The organism is Allobosea lupini (assembly GCF_900109525.1).
Classification (GTDB): domain Bacteria; phylum Pseudomonadota; class Alphaproteobacteria; order Rhizobiales; family Beijerinckiaceae; genus Allobosea; species Allobosea lupini.
The window spans coordinates 14,701-30,476 of the sequence record NZ_FOAN01000021.1 but is presented as its reverse complement, the minus strand read 5'-3'; the positions used below and the strand labels follow the sequence as shown (position 1 = coordinate 30,476).

General features: G+C 66.5%; 15 protein-coding genes and 1 tRNA gene. 15 read left to right on the top strand and 1 reads right to left on the bottom strand.

Going from position 1 to position 15,776, the window contains the following annotated elements; all coding sequences use genetic code 11:
* The 10 genes from BMZ21_RS29705 to BMZ21_RS29660 all read left to right on the top strand — a co-directional run.
* Positions 1-99, top strand: a 99-nt coding sequence (locus BMZ21_RS29705; protein ID WP_143079824.1) for an EF-Tu C-terminal domain-related protein, incomplete at its 5' end; no start/stop codon positions are given.
* A gap of 215 nt (positions 100-314) precedes the next feature.
* Entirely contained in the window at positions 315-1,151 is an 837-nt protein-coding gene (locus BMZ21_RS29700) for an isocitrate lyase/PEP mutase family protein (RefSeq protein WP_091843818.1), read from the top strand.
* Positions 1,144-1,821, top strand: a complete 678-nt coding sequence (locus BMZ21_RS29695; RefSeq protein ID WP_091843814.1) for a GntR family transcriptional regulator — start codon at positions 1,144-1,146, stop codon at positions 1,819-1,821. The genes BMZ21_RS29700 and BMZ21_RS29695 overlap by 8 nt, the downstream gene beginning before the upstream one ends.
* 298 nt (positions 1,822-2,119) lie before the next feature.
* Positions 2,120-3,247: an ABC transporter substrate-binding protein gene (locus BMZ21_RS29690; RefSeq protein ID WP_091843811.1), complete on the top strand. Its 1,128-nt coding sequence runs from the start codon at positions 2,120-2,122 to the stop codon at positions 3,245-3,247.
* A gap of 212 nt (positions 3,248-3,459) precedes the next feature.
* Positions 3,460-3,535 (top strand) — tRNA-Trp (locus BMZ21_RS29685).
* Positions 3,536-3,748: 213 nt separating this feature from the next.
* Entirely contained in the window at positions 3,749-4,522 is a 774-nt protein-coding gene (locus BMZ21_RS29680; RefSeq protein ID WP_091843807.1) for a molybdate ABC transporter substrate-binding protein, read from the top strand.
* A gap of 180 nt (positions 4,523-4,702) precedes the next feature.
* Entirely contained in the window at positions 4,703-4,894 is a 192-nt protein-coding gene (secE, locus tag BMZ21_RS29675; protein WP_091843803.1) for a preprotein translocase subunit SecE, read from the top strand.
* 14 nt (positions 4,895-4,908) lie between these two features.
* Positions 4,909-5,442 carry a transcription termination/antitermination protein NusG gene (nusG, locus tag BMZ21_RS29670; protein ID WP_091843800.1) on the top strand — a complete coding sequence of 178 codons (534 nt, stop codon included), beginning with the start codon at positions 4,909-4,911 and terminating at the stop codon, positions 5,440-5,442.
* A 123-nt stretch (positions 5,443-5,565) separates the two neighbouring features.
* The gene (locus BMZ21_RS29665; protein ID WP_158673446.1) at positions 5,566-7,161 is read left to right on the top strand and encodes a methyl-accepting chemotaxis protein; all 1,596 of its coding nucleotides are present in this window, start codon (positions 5,566-5,568) and stop codon (positions 7,159-7,161) included.
* Positions 7,158-7,688 carry a cytochrome b gene (locus tag BMZ21_RS29660; protein WP_091843793.1) on the top strand — a complete coding sequence of 177 codons (531 nt, stop codon included), beginning with the start codon at positions 7,158-7,160 and terminating at the stop codon, positions 7,686-7,688. Before BMZ21_RS29665 ends, BMZ21_RS29660 begins: the two co-directional genes overlap by 4 nt.
* 8 nt (positions 7,689-7,696) lie before the next feature.
* Here the strand turns inward: BMZ21_RS29660 and BMZ21_RS29655 are convergent, their stop codons facing one another.
* Positions 7,697-8,371 carry a hypothetical protein gene (locus tag BMZ21_RS29655; RefSeq protein WP_091843790.1) on the bottom strand — a complete coding sequence of 225 codons (675 nt, stop codon included), beginning with the start codon at positions 8,369-8,371 and terminating at the stop codon, positions 7,697-7,699.
* A 360-nt stretch (positions 8,372-8,731) separates the two neighbouring features.
* Between BMZ21_RS29655 and rplK the strand changes: the two genes are divergently transcribed.
* The 5 genes from rplK (at position 8,732) to rpoB (ending at position 15,719) form a co-directional block, all read left to right on the top strand.
* Positions 8,732-9,163, top strand: a complete 432-nt coding sequence (rplK, locus tag BMZ21_RS29650; RefSeq protein WP_091843786.1) for a 50S ribosomal protein L11 — start codon at positions 8,732-8,734, stop codon at positions 9,161-9,163.
* Between the two features lie 13 nt (positions 9,164-9,176).
* Positions 9,177-9,875 (top strand): 50S ribosomal protein L1, encoded by a 699-nt coding sequence (gene rplA, locus BMZ21_RS29645; protein WP_091843782.1) that lies wholly within the window; start codon positions 9,177-9,179, stop codon positions 9,873-9,875.
* A 505-nt stretch (positions 9,876-10,380) separates the two neighbouring features.
* On the top strand, positions 10,381-10,896 hold the full coding sequence (gene rplJ / locus BMZ21_RS29640; RefSeq protein WP_091843777.1) for a 50S ribosomal protein L10: 516 nt from the start codon (positions 10,381-10,383) through the stop codon (positions 10,894-10,896).
* A 51-nt stretch (positions 10,897-10,947) separates the two neighbouring features.
* Positions 10,948-11,328, top strand: coding sequence for a 50S ribosomal protein L7/L12 (rplL, locus tag BMZ21_RS29635; RefSeq protein WP_091843773.1), 381 nt, complete (start codon positions 10,948-10,950; stop codon positions 11,326-11,328).
* Positions 11,329-11,570: 242 nt separating this feature from the next.
* The gene (rpoB, locus tag BMZ21_RS29630; protein ID WP_091843821.1) at positions 11,571-15,719 is read left to right on the top strand and encodes a DNA-directed RNA polymerase subunit beta; all 4,149 of its coding nucleotides are present in this window, start codon (positions 11,571-11,573) and stop codon (positions 15,717-15,719) included.
* The last annotated feature ends 57 nt before the right edge of the window (positions 15,720-15,776 follow it).

Genomic DNA, 15,776 nt, shown 5'->3' with positions numbered 1-15,776 from the left:
CTGATCGTCCCGATCGCGATGGAAGAGAAGCTGCGCTTCGCCATCCGCGAAGGCGGACGCACCGTCGGCGCAGGCGTCGTCGCTTCGATCATTGCTTGATCGAAGCGGCAACGACGTCCGCGGAAACCGCAGACTTTGCGGCGCAGGCGTCGTCGCTTCGATCATCGCGTAAGCTTCGGCTCCGCGACAATTATGGAAAGGGCGGCGGCAACGCCGCCCTTTTTCGTTTCCGGTGACGATCGCGACGGCGGCACTGGCTTCACGATGAGGATCGTGCCAGCTTCCTGTATCTTGCATACGGACTGGAGAACGCGATGAGTCCCCGCCATTCGCTCGCCGACAGGCTGCGCCAGCCCGGCCTCGTCGTCGCGCCCGGCTGCCATGACGCCATCGGCGCAAGAGCGATCGAGCAGGCCGGGTTCGAAGCGGTCTACATGACCGGCAACGGCCTCTCCGCCAGCCTGATCGGCGCGCCCGATATCGGCCTCTTGACCATGACCGAGATGGTGGCGCGCGGCCGGGCCCTGGCCGCGGCGATCAAGGTGCCGCTGATCGCCGACGCCGATACCGGCTATGGCAACCTCAACAACGTCGCCCGCACCGTCGCCGAATACGAGGCGGCCGGCGTCGCCGCGATCCATCTGGAGGACCAGGTCACGCCCAAGCGCTGCGGCGCGATGAAGGGGCTGGCGCTGGTGACGCCCGAGGAGCATGCCGAGAAGATCCGCATCGCTGTCGCGGCCCGGCGCGATCCCGACTTCCTGATCATCGGCCGCTCGGATGCCAGGCTGCCGCTCGGCCTCGACGAGGCGATCGCGCGCGGCAAGGCCTATGCGCAGGCCGGGGCCGATCTCGTGCTGCTGGAGATGCTGCAGTCGGAAGAGGAGATGAAGCGGGCGCTGGGCGAGATCGCGGCACCGCTGATGTTCAACTATGTCGAGGGCAGGGTGCCGCCATTGACGGCGGCGGATTTCGAGCGGCTCGGCTTCAAGCTGCTGAGCTATCCGGTGGCCTCGACGCTGGCCTACGCCCATATGATGGCGGCCTTCGCGCGCGAGCTCAAGCGCACGGGCACGACGCGCGGGCTGGAGCCTGCCATGCTCGATCTGCCGAGCTACGAGGCCTTCCTGGGTCGTGACACCTATGCCTGATCTCAAGGTCGAGCAGCCGAAATCGCTGGTCGCCATCGTCGAGGAGCGCCTGCGCGATGCGATCGTGGACGCCGAGATGCGCCTTGGCGAGACCTTGTCGGAGGAAGCGCTGAGCGAGGCGCTGGGCGTGAGCCGCACGCCGGTGCGCGAGGCGCTGGCGCGGCTGCAATTGCAGGGGCTGGTGACGATCGTGCCGAAGAAGGGCACCTTCGTCTTCGCGCCGACCGAGGAGGACGTCTCCGAGCTCTGCGTCTTCCGCTACATGCTGGAGACGCAGGCGCTGCGTGAATGCATGAGCAAGGCGCGCGAGGCGGCTCTCGCCGCGATGAAGGGCGCCCTCCTGGCGATGGAGACGGCGCAGGCGAACGGCAGCCGCCGCGACTATGCCCGGGCCGACACCGTCTTCCACGAGGTCTTCTTCCAGCATTGCGGCAACCGCTATCTCGGCAACGCCTATCGCGGGGTCTCCGGCCGCGTCGCGGCGCTGCGCACGCATCTCTCGGTCCCGCTGGAAGGCGAGCAGGAGCGCTCGATGGCAGAGCACCACCAGATGGTCGAGGCCTTCGCGGCCGGGCGCCTGGCCGATCTCGACTCGATCCTGCACCGGCACATCATGCGGGCCTGGCACGCCTATGCCGATGTGCTGCGCACCGGCGCGGTACGTGGTTGAGTTGACAGACCGATTTGAGGTGTCGGTTTCAAGCGGCAAGCGGCCTGCACTAGCCGCCTCGTCATCCCCGACAAGCCGCGAAGCGGCGCCGATCCGGGATCCATTCCTGAGCCTTTCCGGTAGAGGTTCCGGAATGGGTCCCGGGTCTTCGCTTCGCTACGCCCGGGACGACCTCCGCTTATCATGGCGGCGTGAGGGTGACTGTCAGTAGCCACTAAATCATCTTGCATACAGTGTCCTAGAGCCTATGCTCTTGGGCGAGAGCCTGTAACGGCCGTCGAAGCTCGGGAGGAGCCCCATGACCATCGCAGTGAAAGCCGCCGTCCTTGCGCTTGCCCTGGCGGCAACGCCAGCCCTGGCGCAGGACAAGGTGAAGCTCGTCACCATCGCCGAACTGTCCGGACCGGGTGCGACCGCCGGCACCAATTGGAAGAGCGGCATCGAGCTTGCGGTCGAGGAGATCAACGCCAAGGGCGGCATTCTCGGGCGCAAGATCGACATGGTCGCCTATGACACGCAGACCAACCCGGCCAATGCCCGCGCCGCCGTGCAGCGCGCGATCGACGAGGGCACTCATGCGGTGCTCGGGCCGGTCTATACCGGCTCGATCATGGCCTCGATGCAGATCGCCCAGCGCGCCGAGATCGCGCAGTTGGCGGCCGGCGACGGCACGGCCTACACCGCCCAGGGCAATCCCTTCATCTTCCGGACCTCGCTCAGCCAGTCGGCGGCGATGCCGAAGATCGCCGCCTACCTGAAGGACCAGGTCAAGGCCAAGTCGGTCGCCGTGGTCTGGGTCAATAACGATTTCGGCAAGGGCGGGCACGAGGCCATCGTGAAGGAATTGAAGAGCCGCGGCATCGAGGTGCCGGTCGATCTCTCGACCGAGCAGGGCCAGGCCGATTTCGCCGGCGAGGCGATCAAGGTGAAGAACGCTGCGGTCGATGCCGTCTTCGTCTACCTCAACGAGGAGGAGAGCGCCCGGCTGCTGGTGGCGATGCGCGACCAGAATGTCGGCAAGCCGGTGATCGGCGAGACCACGATCCTGAGCCAGAAGGTGATTGAGCTCGCCGGCAAGGCCGCCGATGGCGTGCGCGGCCATGTCGGCCAGACCGTCGATGCGCCGATCCCCGCTCTGCAGGAGTTCGGCAAGCGCTTCGAGGCACGTTTCAAGTTCGTGCCCGACCACAACGGCATCAAGGGCTACATGGCCGTGCATGCGGTGAAATGGGCGACGGAGAAGCTCGGCAAGTTCGAGCCGACCAAGGTCGCAGCGACCCTGCACGGTGCGACGATCAAGCCGGAGGAGGAGCCCGGCATCCTGATGGAGACGAGCTTCGACGCGAAGGGCGACGTCCAGCGCGAGAGCTTCCTGGCCGAGGTGGTCGACGGCAAGCAGAAGATCATCGGCCGCCTACCGAAATGAACGATAGGCCGCTCCCGCGGCGGAGCTTGAAAGGGCGGTGGCGACGCCGCCCTTTTCGTTGCGCCAAGGCGCATCCGCCGGCGCGCAGCGCAATGTCCCGCTACGCCAAGGCCTTGGCGCGACTGGCTGACGATTTGAGTCAACTTTGAACAGGGCGGTTGCGATTTCGACTTGAAAAGCGGATAGGGTTCGGGCTAAGCAACCGGCGCTACAGGGGTGTAGCTCAGTTGGTAGAGTACCGGTCTCCAAAACCGGTTGTCGTAGGTTCGAGCCCTACCGCCCCTGCCAGCCGCAAATCGCGGCGATGCCGCCTGTCTCTGCGCCAGCGATCGGCTGGCGATCGAGCCGGTCTCCCCCAGCGGCGCAGCCCCTTATTCCGTACCCTCCCGTCTCGCGAGAACGTGACCTCGGCTTCGCCGATGCCAGCTTTGCACGCGAGCGGTGGGCTTTACGCTCCGGCGCCGTCCCGCATGCCTTGGCGCATGCCGCCGGAGATTGTCGATGAAGCTGTTTTCAAGCATCCGGGTCGCAGCGCTCGCGCTTTCCAGCATTCTCACCTCGGGGTTTGCCGGGGCAGCTGACATCAAGGTCTTGACGGCCGGCGCCTTCAAGCCGGTCGTGCTGGCCGTTGCCGCCGAGTTCGAAAGGTCGAGCGGACACAAGCTGATCATCGACAACGACACGGCCGGCGGATTGCAGCGCCGGATCAGCGCGGGTGAGACCTTCGACGTCGCCGTGCTGACACCGGCCGCAGTCAAGGATCTCATCGACAAGGGCAAGATCGCCGCGGGCACCGCGTCCGATCTGGCGCGCACCGCCGTTGGCGTCGCGGTCAAGGACGGTGAGGCACGTCCCGACATCGCGACGATGGCGGGTTTCAAGGCGGCGCTGCTCGCCGCCCGCAAGGTCGCCTATATCGACCCGGCTGCCGGCGGCTCCAGCGGCATCTATTTCGCGAAGCTGCTCGAAACCATGGGCATCGCCGAGGAGATCAAGGCCAAGGCGATGCTGGTGCCCGGCGGCCTGGTTGCGCAGCGGCTCGTCACCGGCGAGGCCGATCTGGCAATTCACCAGATCAGCGAGATCCTGGCCGTCCCCGGGGCGAGGCTGGTGGGGCCGCTGCCGGCCGAAATCCAGAACTACACGACCTATACCGGCGGCCTCGGCGCGGCGAGCCCGCAGCCGGAGGGCGCCCGGGCCTTGCTTGCTTTCCTGCGGAGCGAGGCGGCCATGCGCGTCCTGACGGCAAAGGGTATGGAAGCCGCGGGGCAGTGAGGCCGGCGCCGAGCGCGCGCATCGCCGCGGCGCGCAAGAAGCCGCTTGGCGAGCGGGCAAGAGCGTTGTAAGAAGCCCCTAACGACGGCGCGCGGCTCCCTGAGCCCCGCGCCGCGAATCTTTCAGGACCGCCGAATCGCTGCCCGAAAGCGGCGATCCGGAACCGAGGTGACGAGCCCGATGGCGAAGACGAATCCCTTCCAGTTCCTGCAGGAGGTGCGCAGCGAGGCCTCCAAGGTGACCTGGCCCTCGCGCCGCGAGACGCTGATCACCACCGGCCTGGTGTTGCTGATGGTGCTCATGTCGAGCCTGTTCTTCCTCTTCACCGACACGGTCATCCGTTGGGGCCTCGGCCTCATCCTCGCGCGCTGAACGGAAGCAAGAACGTGAGCACACGCTGGTATATCGTCCACGCCTATTCCAACTTCGAGAACAAGGTCGCGCAGTCGATCAAGGATCAGGCCGCGCAGCGCAACCTCTCCGACAAGTTCGATGAAGTGCTGGTCCCGACCGAGAAGGTCGTCGAGGTCCGCCGCGGCCGCAAGGTCGACACCGAGCGCAAGTTCTTCCCGGGCTATGTCCTGGTGAAGTGCGAGATGACCGACGAGGTCTATCACCTCATCAAGAACACACCCAAGGTCACCGGCTTCCTCGGCGCCGACAAGGCCAAGCCGATGCCGATTCCCGAGCACGAGGCTATGCGGATCAAGGGCCAGGTCGCCGAGGGCATCGAGCGGCCGAAGCCGACCGTGGTGTTCGAGGTCGGCGAGCAGGTGAAGGTCGCCGACGGCCCGTTCGCCTCGTTCAACGGCGTCGTCGAGGATGTCGACCACGCCCGCGCCCGCCTGAAGGTCGCGGTCTCGATCTTCGGCCGCGCCACGCCGGTCGAGCTGGAATACAGCCAGGTCGAGAAGCTCTGAGGCTCGTCGCTTATCGAGATTGCCAAGGGCGCCGGAAACGGCGCCCTTTTTGCGTGCTTTCGTAGTTAACGCCTCCTTCAGGCGTGTATGAGATTGTCCGCTCCGGCTTTCGGGCGGGCGGGCATGTTTCCCAGGACTTTCAAGGCGACGGTCGGACAGCGCCTGGCGCTGTGGGGTGTGCTGCTCGGCGCGCTGTCCTGCCTGTATGTCGCGACCGAGCTGATCGGTTCGCGCAAGCTCGAAGCCTTCACTCGCAGCCTGACGGCCCAGAGCGATCTCGCCAGCCGCCTCGAAGCGACGACCATGCTGTTCGAGCGGATCAGCGTCGCGATCTTCTCAGGTGTCCGCCCCGAATCCTCCGATCTCGAGGTGCTCGCGATCGCGGCCGAGGACATCGCCACCCGGCTCGACGGCAAGCTGCAGGCCGATACGCAGGTGATCGCGGTGCGCGCCAGGGCGATGCGCGAGGCCGCGGACATTGCCACGGCGCGAGCCGAGCTCAGGGTGATCGCCGACAGGCGCTCGGCCCTGCGGCGCGGGCTCGGCGAGGAGATCGGCCGGCTGAGTGCCGACCTGTCGCAGCATGTCGAGAGCGCCCACCAGAACAAGGTGCTGCTCTCGCTGCTCGGGTTGTTCAGCCTCGTCTTCATCGTCAGGCTGGAGCACCGCTGGCTGGTCCGCCCGATCAGCGAGATGGCGCGGGCCCTGGCGGAGAACCGCAAGGAGCGCGGGCTCGAGATGCTCGCGATGCGCAGCGACGAGATCGGCATGCTCGGCCGCGCCCTGCTGGCGCATCAGCGCGGGCTGCAGGCCGAGCAGGAGGCTGTCGAGGCGCGCGTGAGCGCATTGTCGGGCGAGGTCGCGCGCCAGGAAGCGGCCCAGGCGCGCAACGGCGCCTTCCAGGAGCGGATCGCGGCGATCGCGCAGGCGCTGGAGCAGCATGCGGCCCGGCTGTCGCAGGCCGCCGGCGAATTCGCGCAGCTCTCCGGCGTCGTCGATGAGCGGGCCGGGGCGGCGACGCGATCGACGCAGCGCGTCTCCGGCCATGTCGATCATGTCGCCGGAGCGATCACCGAAGTGTCCTCGCTGCTGGCCACAGCCGCGAGCGAGGCACAGCGCACCTCGGATGTTGCCGATGCGGCGAAGGCGCTGGTCGAGGAGGCGACCGCCGACACGGTCGTGCTCAGCGATGCCGTCGGCAAGATCGTCCAGGTCATCGACATCATCGGCACCGTCGCCAGCCAGACCAACCTGCTCGCGCTCAACGCCACGATCGAGGCGGCACGGGCCGGCGAGGCGGGCAGGGGCTTCGCGGTCGTCGCCGGCGAGGTGAAGCAGCTCGCGCACCGCACCGCCGAGGCGACCGACGACGTTCGCAGGGGGCTGAGCCAGATCACCATCGCGGCCCAGCGCATCACCCTGCGGGTCGGTGCGCTGGTGACCTCGGTCGAGAAGGTCGACAAGGCGGCTCTCTCGATCGCCGAGCTGACCGCCCGCCAGGATGTCGGCTCGCGCTCGATCAGCGAGACCACGACGCGGACGGCGGGCGATGTCCGGCTCGTCGCCGAACAGGTCGAGCAGCTTGCAGGCACGCTGGCGAGCTGGCGCCAGACCGCCGGCGCGGTCACCACGGCTTCGGCCGATCTCGACCGGCAGGCAGCGGAACTCCGGCAGGCAGTCGACGGGTTCATCCGGCGCAGGGAGGTTGCGGGCGCATGAGCATCGCGTTTCCGAAGCCCGGGACGGACATGGCAGACGGGCCGTCGCTGCCACTCGCCGCAAAGGTGCTGCACTGGCTGACGGCGGCTCTGGTGCTCGGCCTGTTCGCCACCGGCGTCACGATGAAGCAGCTCGGCCAGGGACCGGCTGCCGATCTTCTCTATCTTGGCCACAAGACCGCCGGTGCCCTGCTGCTTTGCCTCGTCTTGGTGCGCATAGGCTATCGGCTGTTCGCGCAGATCACGGCGCGCTGGCAGAAGGGTGCCGCCAGCCGGCCGGTCCATGCGCTGCTTTATCTCGGCCTGCTGGTAGTGCCGCTGCTGGGCTGGGCCGGTGCCTCCAGCTATGGGGCACGGCAGCTGCTGTTCGGTCTCTCGCTGCCGGAGATCCGGTCGCCGGAGGCGGGCCATGCCGAGCTGCTGCTGCTCAGCCATGCCTGGCTCGCCTTCGGCCTGATCGCGCTCGTCGTCGTCCATATCGGCCTGGCGCTCGGCGACTATCTGGTGCGCGATCCCAAGACCGATTGAGTCGCCCCTCAATTTCCGAGCATGTAATCCGCCAGGCTGTAGCAATGGCTCGCCTGATAGGCGTTCCGACCGCGGTTCATATGCGTCAGATTGAAGGTTCTGATGGCGCCAAGGGCGCGGCGATCCGCGAGGAAGCGGCGGATCGAGGCGGAGCTGCGCACATTGATGCCGAACATGTCAGCACCACCGGGGAAGAAACAGCTGACATCTTCCGGCGTCGTCACGCAGCGCTCCAGAAAAGCTTCGTCCACATGGCCCTGCTCGAGCGAACGGTCCGTCGTGACATCCGAAAGATGCACCAGGAACCTCGCCCGGACGTCGTCGCCGTCCGCATAGAGCGTGAAAAGCTCCATCCAGCTGGCATTGACGCGTGCGAGGGGCTTGTCGGAGGTCGACGGCAGGCAGGACACGGACCAGTAGTGGCGCTCGCTCCTGCGCGGGATGGGGATGCAAGTTGCGCCGTAGAGCCCCAGGATCTCCAGGATTTCTCGCGCCTGTGGGCGACGAAGCAGCTTCTGGAGCCGCGGGATGTATTTGAAGCGCAGCTCGAGCGATTCAGACCGCTCCTCGGTGTCGGGCAGGTCCGCCTTGCCTTCGATCCAGTCGCGCTGCTGCTCGGGATCCAGGAACTGGCGCAAGCCGGTGGCGGGCCGGCGGGCCGTCGTGCTCTTATCGGGGGCCATGACACTCCATCTGCGCGACGCATTGTGGTGAGCAGATCATGGACCGGTCTCCGGACAAGCCACGACCGGAGCCCGTTCTTGACCAGGGCGAAAGGCTGGCTGATCCCGCGCCTGGTCGGCAGGGCCTCGGCTCGCGCCTGCGACACGACGCCCGCTTCGCCAGGACCCATCAGGGGCTTCCCTTTCGCAGCGGCCTGTGCCATAGGGCGGCCCTCACATGCGTGGGAGGCGCGCCGGTCAGCCAGCCGGAGCTTCGCGCCGCACCACGCCCTGCAACACCCCGATCCGGAGCGATAGCAGCTCGCGGGCGGGGCGTCGTCGCTCCGGTCGGCACCGGGGCGGACGACAGGAGCAGCCATCATGGCAAAGAAGATCACGGGCTACGTGAAGCTTCAGGTTCCGGCGGGCGCGGCCAATCCGTCGCCGCCGATCGGTCCCGCGCTCGGTCAGCGCGGCCTCAACATCATGGAATTCTGCAAGGCCTTCAACGCGAAGACCGCGCAGATGGAAAAGGGCATGCCGATCCCGGTGATCATCACCGCGTATCAGGATCGCTCTTTCACCTTCGAGATGAAGCAGCCGCCGGTCTCGTACTGGCTGAAGAAGGCTGCCGGCCTGACCGCGGGTTCGAAGACCCCGGGCAAGGGTGGCAATGTCGGCAAGGTCACGTCGGCTCAGCTCAAGGAGATCGCCGAGAAGAAGATGGCGGATCTCAACTGCGACAACGTCGATTCGGCGGTGGCGATGATCCGTGGCTCGGCCCGTTCCATGGGCCTGGAAGTCGTGGGCTGAGGGGGAACTGACAATGGCACATGTCGGAAAGCGCGTCGTCAAAGGCCGTGAAGGCATTGACCGCATCAAGCTCTACCCGCTCGCCGAGGCCGTCGCGATGGTCAAGGCCCGCGCCAACGCCAAGTTCGACGAGACCGTCGAGATCGCGATGAATCTCGGTGTCGATCCGCGTCACGCCGACCAGATGGTCCGCGGCGTCTGCAATCTGCCGAACGGCTCTGGCCGTACGCTGCGCGTCGCGGTCTTCGCCCGCGGCGCCAAGGCCGAGGAGGCCAAGAAGGCCGGTGCCGACATCGTCGGCGCCGAGGATCTGGTCGAGACCGTGCAGAAGGGCGAAATCAACTTCGACCGCTGCATCGCGACCCCGGACATGATGGGCCTCGTCGGCCGCCTCGGTAAGGTGCTGGGCCCGCGCGGCCTGATGCCGAACCCGCGCGTCGGCACGGTCACCATGGACCTGACCGCCGCCGTCGCCGCCTCGAAGGGCGGCTCGGTCGAGTTCCGCGTCGAGAAGGCGGGCATCGTCCACGCCGCCGTCGGCAAGGCCTCGTTCGATGCCGACAAGCTCGGCGAGAACATCAAGGCGTTCGTCGATTCGGTCTCGAAGGCGAAGCCGGCCGGCGCCAAGGGCACCTATATCCAGCGCGTCGCGATCTCCTCGACCATGGGTCCGGGCGTCAAGATCGAGCCGAACACGGTCCTCGGCGGCTGATCTCGCGCCGCGGCCGCCTTCGGGCGGCCGCAGCCCCACCTTGCGCTTCGGCGCAGGGATTACCACTTGGCAGAAGCCGGGGGAGGGTCTATAGCCTCCTGCGTGTTTCCATAAGTGACGGGGCTTCCGCGTGCTTGGCACGAGGAGGTCCATTTCGCGTTTTTCGGTGGTTCGCCACCGGAAAAATGGGTGTCGGGTCCGAGGGGAGCGATCTCCGAGGGCCAGGCATCCAGTCCTGTCTGAGACTGCAGGTGCGCCTTTGGCTCCGGCCAGGGGGCATAATTTCGCCAAGAGGCCTGCATAGACGGTGCAAGAGCTTTTCCGGCGCCGAAAGGTGCCGAACGAGGTTCGAACCATCTCGCCCGATCACGGCTTCGGCCATGGCTGGGGACAGGGCACTGAGCGTCGCTCCGGTGAGGGGTCGGTGTCAACCGGTCACTTTTCGCGAGCGGCACGTGCAACTGGCGGTGGGTCTCACAGCCTGTCGCCTACCGGAGAGAGCCCAGTGGATAAAGCGGCAAAATCTGATGCCGTCGCGACGCTGAACGACGTCTTCTCGAAGACGTCGGTCGTTGTCGTGGCCCACTATGCGGGCTTGACGGTGGCCCAGTTCCAGAAGCTTCGTCGCGAGATGAAGGCCAATGGCGCCACCGTGAAGGTCGCAAAGAACCGGCTGGCCAAGATCGCTCTTGAAGGCACCGACGTCGCGTCCATCAGCCCCTTGCTGACGGGTCCCACCCTGATCGCCTATTCCAGCGATCCGGTCGCGGCGCCGAAGGTCGCCGTCGCATTCGCCAAGGAGAACGACAAGCTCGTCATCCTCGGCGGCGCGATGGGCACGACCGCCCTGAACCCCGATGGTGTCAAGGCTCTGGCCACGATGCCCTCGCTCGACGAACTGCGCGCCAAGTTGCTCGGCCTCCTGCAGGCCCCTGCGACCAAGATCGCCCAGCTCTCGACCGCGCCTGCTGCGAAGCTCGCGCGCGTGTTCCAGGCATATGCCGACAAGGACGCTGCCTGAGCAGCCGACAACCCTTAATCGTTCGAACCTCTTACATCAGGAACCTGAACCATGGCCGATCTCGCCAAGCTCGTCGACGAACTCTCGTCGCTCACCGTTCTCGAGGCCGCTGACCTCGCCAAGCTGCTCGAAGAGAAGTGGGGCGTCTCCGCCGCCGCCGCCGTCGCCGTGTCCGCCGGCCCGGCCGCCGGTGGCGCTGCCGCCGCCGCCGTCGAGGAGCAGACCGAGTTCACCGTCGTTCTTGCCGCCGCCGGCGACAAGAAGATCGAGGTGATCAAGGAAGTCCGCGCCATCACCGGCCTCGGCCTCAAGGAAGCCAAGGACCTGGTCGAGGCCGCTCCGAAGCCGGTCAAGGAAGCCGTCGCCAAGGACGAGGCCGAGAAGCTCAAGAAGCAGCTCGAGGCCGTCGGCGCCAAGGTCGAGCTCAAGTGAGCTCGGGCCGGCTGATGCCGGTCCGTCTCTAGTCGACAAGGACAGTCCCGGGGCGGCTCGCCGCCTCCGGGGCTGTTGCGTCGTTTCCGGTAACCGGAACGACGCTTTGCAGGGCCTGCCACGGTGCAGGTCGATCCAGTTCGAATGTCGGCGCGCATGAAGCGCCGAGCGGCTCACCCGGCGGCCCGTTCCGCCCGCGGCCCGGACCACCGGGTGAGCCGTCCGAGATTGCGAGGAACATGATGGTAACTTCCCTCCAGGGTCGCAGGCGCGTCCGCAAGTTCTTCGGCAAGCTCAAGGAAGTGGCGGAGATGCCGAACCTCATCGAGGTTCAGAAGGCGTCCTACGACCAGTTTCTGATGGTCGAGGAACCCAAGGGCGGCCGCAGCGACGAGGGCCTGCAATCGGTCTTCAAGTCGGTGTTCCCGATCGGCGACTTCTCGGGCGCCTCGCTCCTGGAGTTCGTCAAGTACACCTTCGAGCCGCCGAAATACGATGTCGACGAGTGCCGCCAGCGCGGCATGACCTTCTCGGCGCCGCTCAAGGTGACGCTGCGCCTGATCGTGTTCGATATCGACCCGGACACCCAGGCGAAGTCGGTCAAGGACATCAAGGAGCAGGACGTCTACATGGGCGAGATGCCGCTCATGACGGACAACGGCACCTTCATCGTCAATGGAACAGAGCGCGTCATCGTCTCGCAGATGCACCGCTCGCCGGGCGTGTTCTTCGATCACGACAAGGGCAAGACCCATTCCTCGGGCAAGCTGCTGTTCGCCGCCCGCATCATCCCCTATCGCGGCTCCTGGCTCGACATCGAGTTCGACGCCAAGGACATCGTCTACGCCCGTATCGACCGCAAGCGTAAGATTCCGGTCACCTCGCTGCTGTTCGCCCTCGGCATGGACGGCGAGGAGATTCTCCAGCGCTTCTACAACCGCGTCGTGTATGTCCGCGACAAGGACGGCTGGCGCGTCCCGTACGACGCCGAGCGCATGAAGGGCTTCAAGGCGAGCGTCGACATGATCGACGCCGACACCGGCGAAGTCGTGATCGAGGCCGGCAAGAAGCTGGTCGCGCGCACCGCCCGCCAGCTCGCCGACAAGGGCCTCAAGTTCCTGCGCGCGACGAACGAGGATCTCATCGGCCAGTACGTGGCCGAGGATCTCGTCGACCCCACCACCGGTGAAGTTCACGCCGAGGCCGGCGAAGAGCTGAGCATGGCGGCCGACCCGAAGACCGGCGAGGTCAAGGGCAACCTGATCGACCTGATCAACAAGGGCTACACCGAGATTCCGGTGCTGGACATCGACCACATCACGGTCGGTCCCTACATCCGCAACACGCTCCAGGTCGACAAGAACTCGCGTCGCGAGGAAGCGCTGTTCGACATCTACCGCGTGATGCGCCCGGGCGAGCCGCCGACGCTCGAGACGGCCGAGAACATGTTCCAGTCGCTGTTCTTCGACTCGGAGCGCTACGACCTCTCGGCCGTCGGCCGCGTCAAGATGAACATGCGGCTCGACCTCGACGCCGCCGACACCGTGCGCATCCTGCGCAAGGAGGACATCTTCGCGGTCGTCAAGGCGCTGGTCGACCTGCGCGACGGCAAGGGCGAGATCGACGACATCGACCATCTCGGCAACCGGCGCGTGCGCTCGGTCGGCGAGCTGATGGAGAACCAGTATCGCCTGGGCCTCCTGCGCATGGAGCGCGCCATCAAGGAGCGCATGTCCTCGGTCGACATCGACACCGTGATGCCGCAGGACCTGATCAACGCGAAGCCCGCGGCCGCCGCGGTGCGCGAGTTTTTCGGCTCGTCGCAGCTCTCGCAGTTCATGGACCAGACCAACCCGCTCTCGGAAGTCACCCACAAGCGCCGTCTCTCGGCGCTTGGCCCGGGCGGCCTGACCCGCGAGCGCGCCGGCTTCGAGGTGCGCGACGTCCACACCACGCATTACGGCCGCATCTGCCCGATCGAGACGCCGGAAGGCCCGAACATCGGCCTGATCAACTCGCTCGCCACCTTCGCGCGCGTCAACAAGTACGGCTTCATCGAGAGCCCGTACCGGCGCATCCGCGACGGCAAGCAGACCGACGAGATCATCTATCTCTCGGCCATGGAAGAGGCGAAGTACAACGTCGCCCAGGCGAACGCCGCCGTCGACGAGGAAGGCCGTCTCACCGACGACCTGATCGTCTGCCGCCGCGCCGGCGAAGTCATCGTCGTGCCGGTCGACAAGGTCGACTTCATGGACGTCTCGCCCAAGCAGGTCGTCTCGGTCGCCGCGGCGCTGATCCCGTTCCTCGAGAACGACGACGCCAACCGCGCGCTGATGGGCTCGAACATGCAGCGCCAGGCGGTGCCGCTGGTTCGCGCCGACGCGCCGTTCGTCGGCACCGGCATGGAGGCCGCGGTCGCTCGCGACTCCGGTGCCGCCATCGCGGCCCGCCGCGCCGGCATCGTCGACCAGGTCGATGCGACCCGTATCGTCATCCGCGCTTCGGACGAGATGGACCCGACCAAGCCGGGCGTCGACATCTACCGCCTGCAGAAGTTCCAGCGCTCGAACCAGTCGACCTGCATCACGCAGCGTCCGCTGGTCCGCGTCGGCGACGTCATCAAGAAGGGTGACATCGTCGCCGACGGCCCCTCGACGGAGTTCGGCGAGCTCGCCCTCGGCCGCAACGTGCTCGTCGCGTTCATGCCGTGGAACGGCTACAACTTCGAGGACTCGATCCTGCTCTCGGAGAAGATCGTCTCGGACGACATCTTCACCTCGATCCATATCGAGGAATTCGAGGTCATGGCCCGCGACACCAAGCTGGGTCCCGAGGAAATCACGCGCGACATTCCGAACGTGTCGGAAGAGGCGCTGAAGAACCTCGACGAAGCCGGCATCGTCTACATCGGCGCGGAAGTGGCGGCGGGCGACATCCTCGTCGGCAAGATCACGCCGAAGGGCGAGAGCCCGATGACCCCGGAAGAGAAGCTGCTGCGCGCCATCTTCGGCGAGAAGGCTTCGGACGTGCGCGATACCTCGCTGCGCGTGCCGCCGGGCGTCCAGGGCACGATCGTCGAGGTCCGCGTGTTCAACCGCCACGGCGTCGACAAGGACGAGCGCGCTCAGGCGATCGAGCGCGAGGAGATCGAGCGTCTCGCCAAGGACCGCGACGACGAGCAGGCGATCCTGGACCGCAACACCTTCGCGCGTCTGGCCGAGATACTGACCGGCAAGACCGGCCTCGCCGGTCCGAAGGGCTTCAAGAAGGACACGGTCATCACCCGTGAGGTGATGAGCGAGTTCCCGCGCTCGCAGTGGTGGCTGTTCGCCACGGCGGACGACGCCCTGATGACCGAAATCGAGGCGATGCGGAAGCAGTACGACGAATCGAAGAAGCGCCTCGAGCAGCGCTTCCTCGACAAGGTCGAGAAGCTGCAGCGCGGCGACGAGCTGCCCCCGGGCGTGATGAAGATGGTCAAGGTCTTCGTCGCGGTGAAGCGCAAGATCCAGCCCGGCGACAAGATGGCGGGCCGCCACGGCAACAAGGGCGTGGTCTCGCGCATCGTGCCGGCGGAGGACATGCCGTTCCTCGAGGACGGCACCCATGCCGACATCGTGCTGAACCCGCTCGGCGTGCCCTCGCGCATGAACGTCGGCCAGATCCTGGAGACGCATCTGGGCTGGGCGGCCGCCGGTCTCGGCAAGCAGATCGGCAAGGCGATCGACGCCTATCGCAAGGCACACGACTCCAAGGCCCTGCGCGCCTCCTTCGACGCCGTCTACGAGGACAACGAGATCATCGCCTCGATGGACGACGCCGAGCTGATCGAGATGGGCCAGAACCTGCGCCGCGGTGTTCCGATCGCGACCCCGGTGTTCAACGGCGCCAAGGAGTCCGACATCGAGCGGCTGCTGGAGCAGGCGGGCCTGCACTCGTCCGGTCAGTCGACGCTCTATGACGGCCGTACCGGCGAGCCCTTCGACCGCAAGGTCACGATGGGCTACATCTACATGCTGAAGCTGCACCACCTGGTGGACGACAAGATCCACGCCCGCTCGATCGGCCCGTACTCGCTGGTCACCCAGCAGCCGCTCGGCGGCAAGGCCCAGTTCGGCGGCCAGCGCTTCGGCGAGATGGAGGTCTGGGCCCTGGAAGCGTACGGCGCCGCCTACACGCTGCAGGAGATGCTGACGGTGAAGTCGGACGACGTCGCCGGCCGTACCAAGGTCTACGAGTCGATCGTGCGCGGCGAGGACAACTTCGAAGCGGGCATCCCCGAGAGCTTCAACGTGCTCGTCAAGGAAATGCGCTCGCTCGGCCTCAACGTCGAGTTGATCAACACCAAGCCGAAGCAGGGCGACGTGCCCGCCGAGGCAGCCGAGTAAGGCGTCACGCCCGCAAGGGCGCGACGGCGTTCGTTACTCATGCCGGCGGCAGTGGCG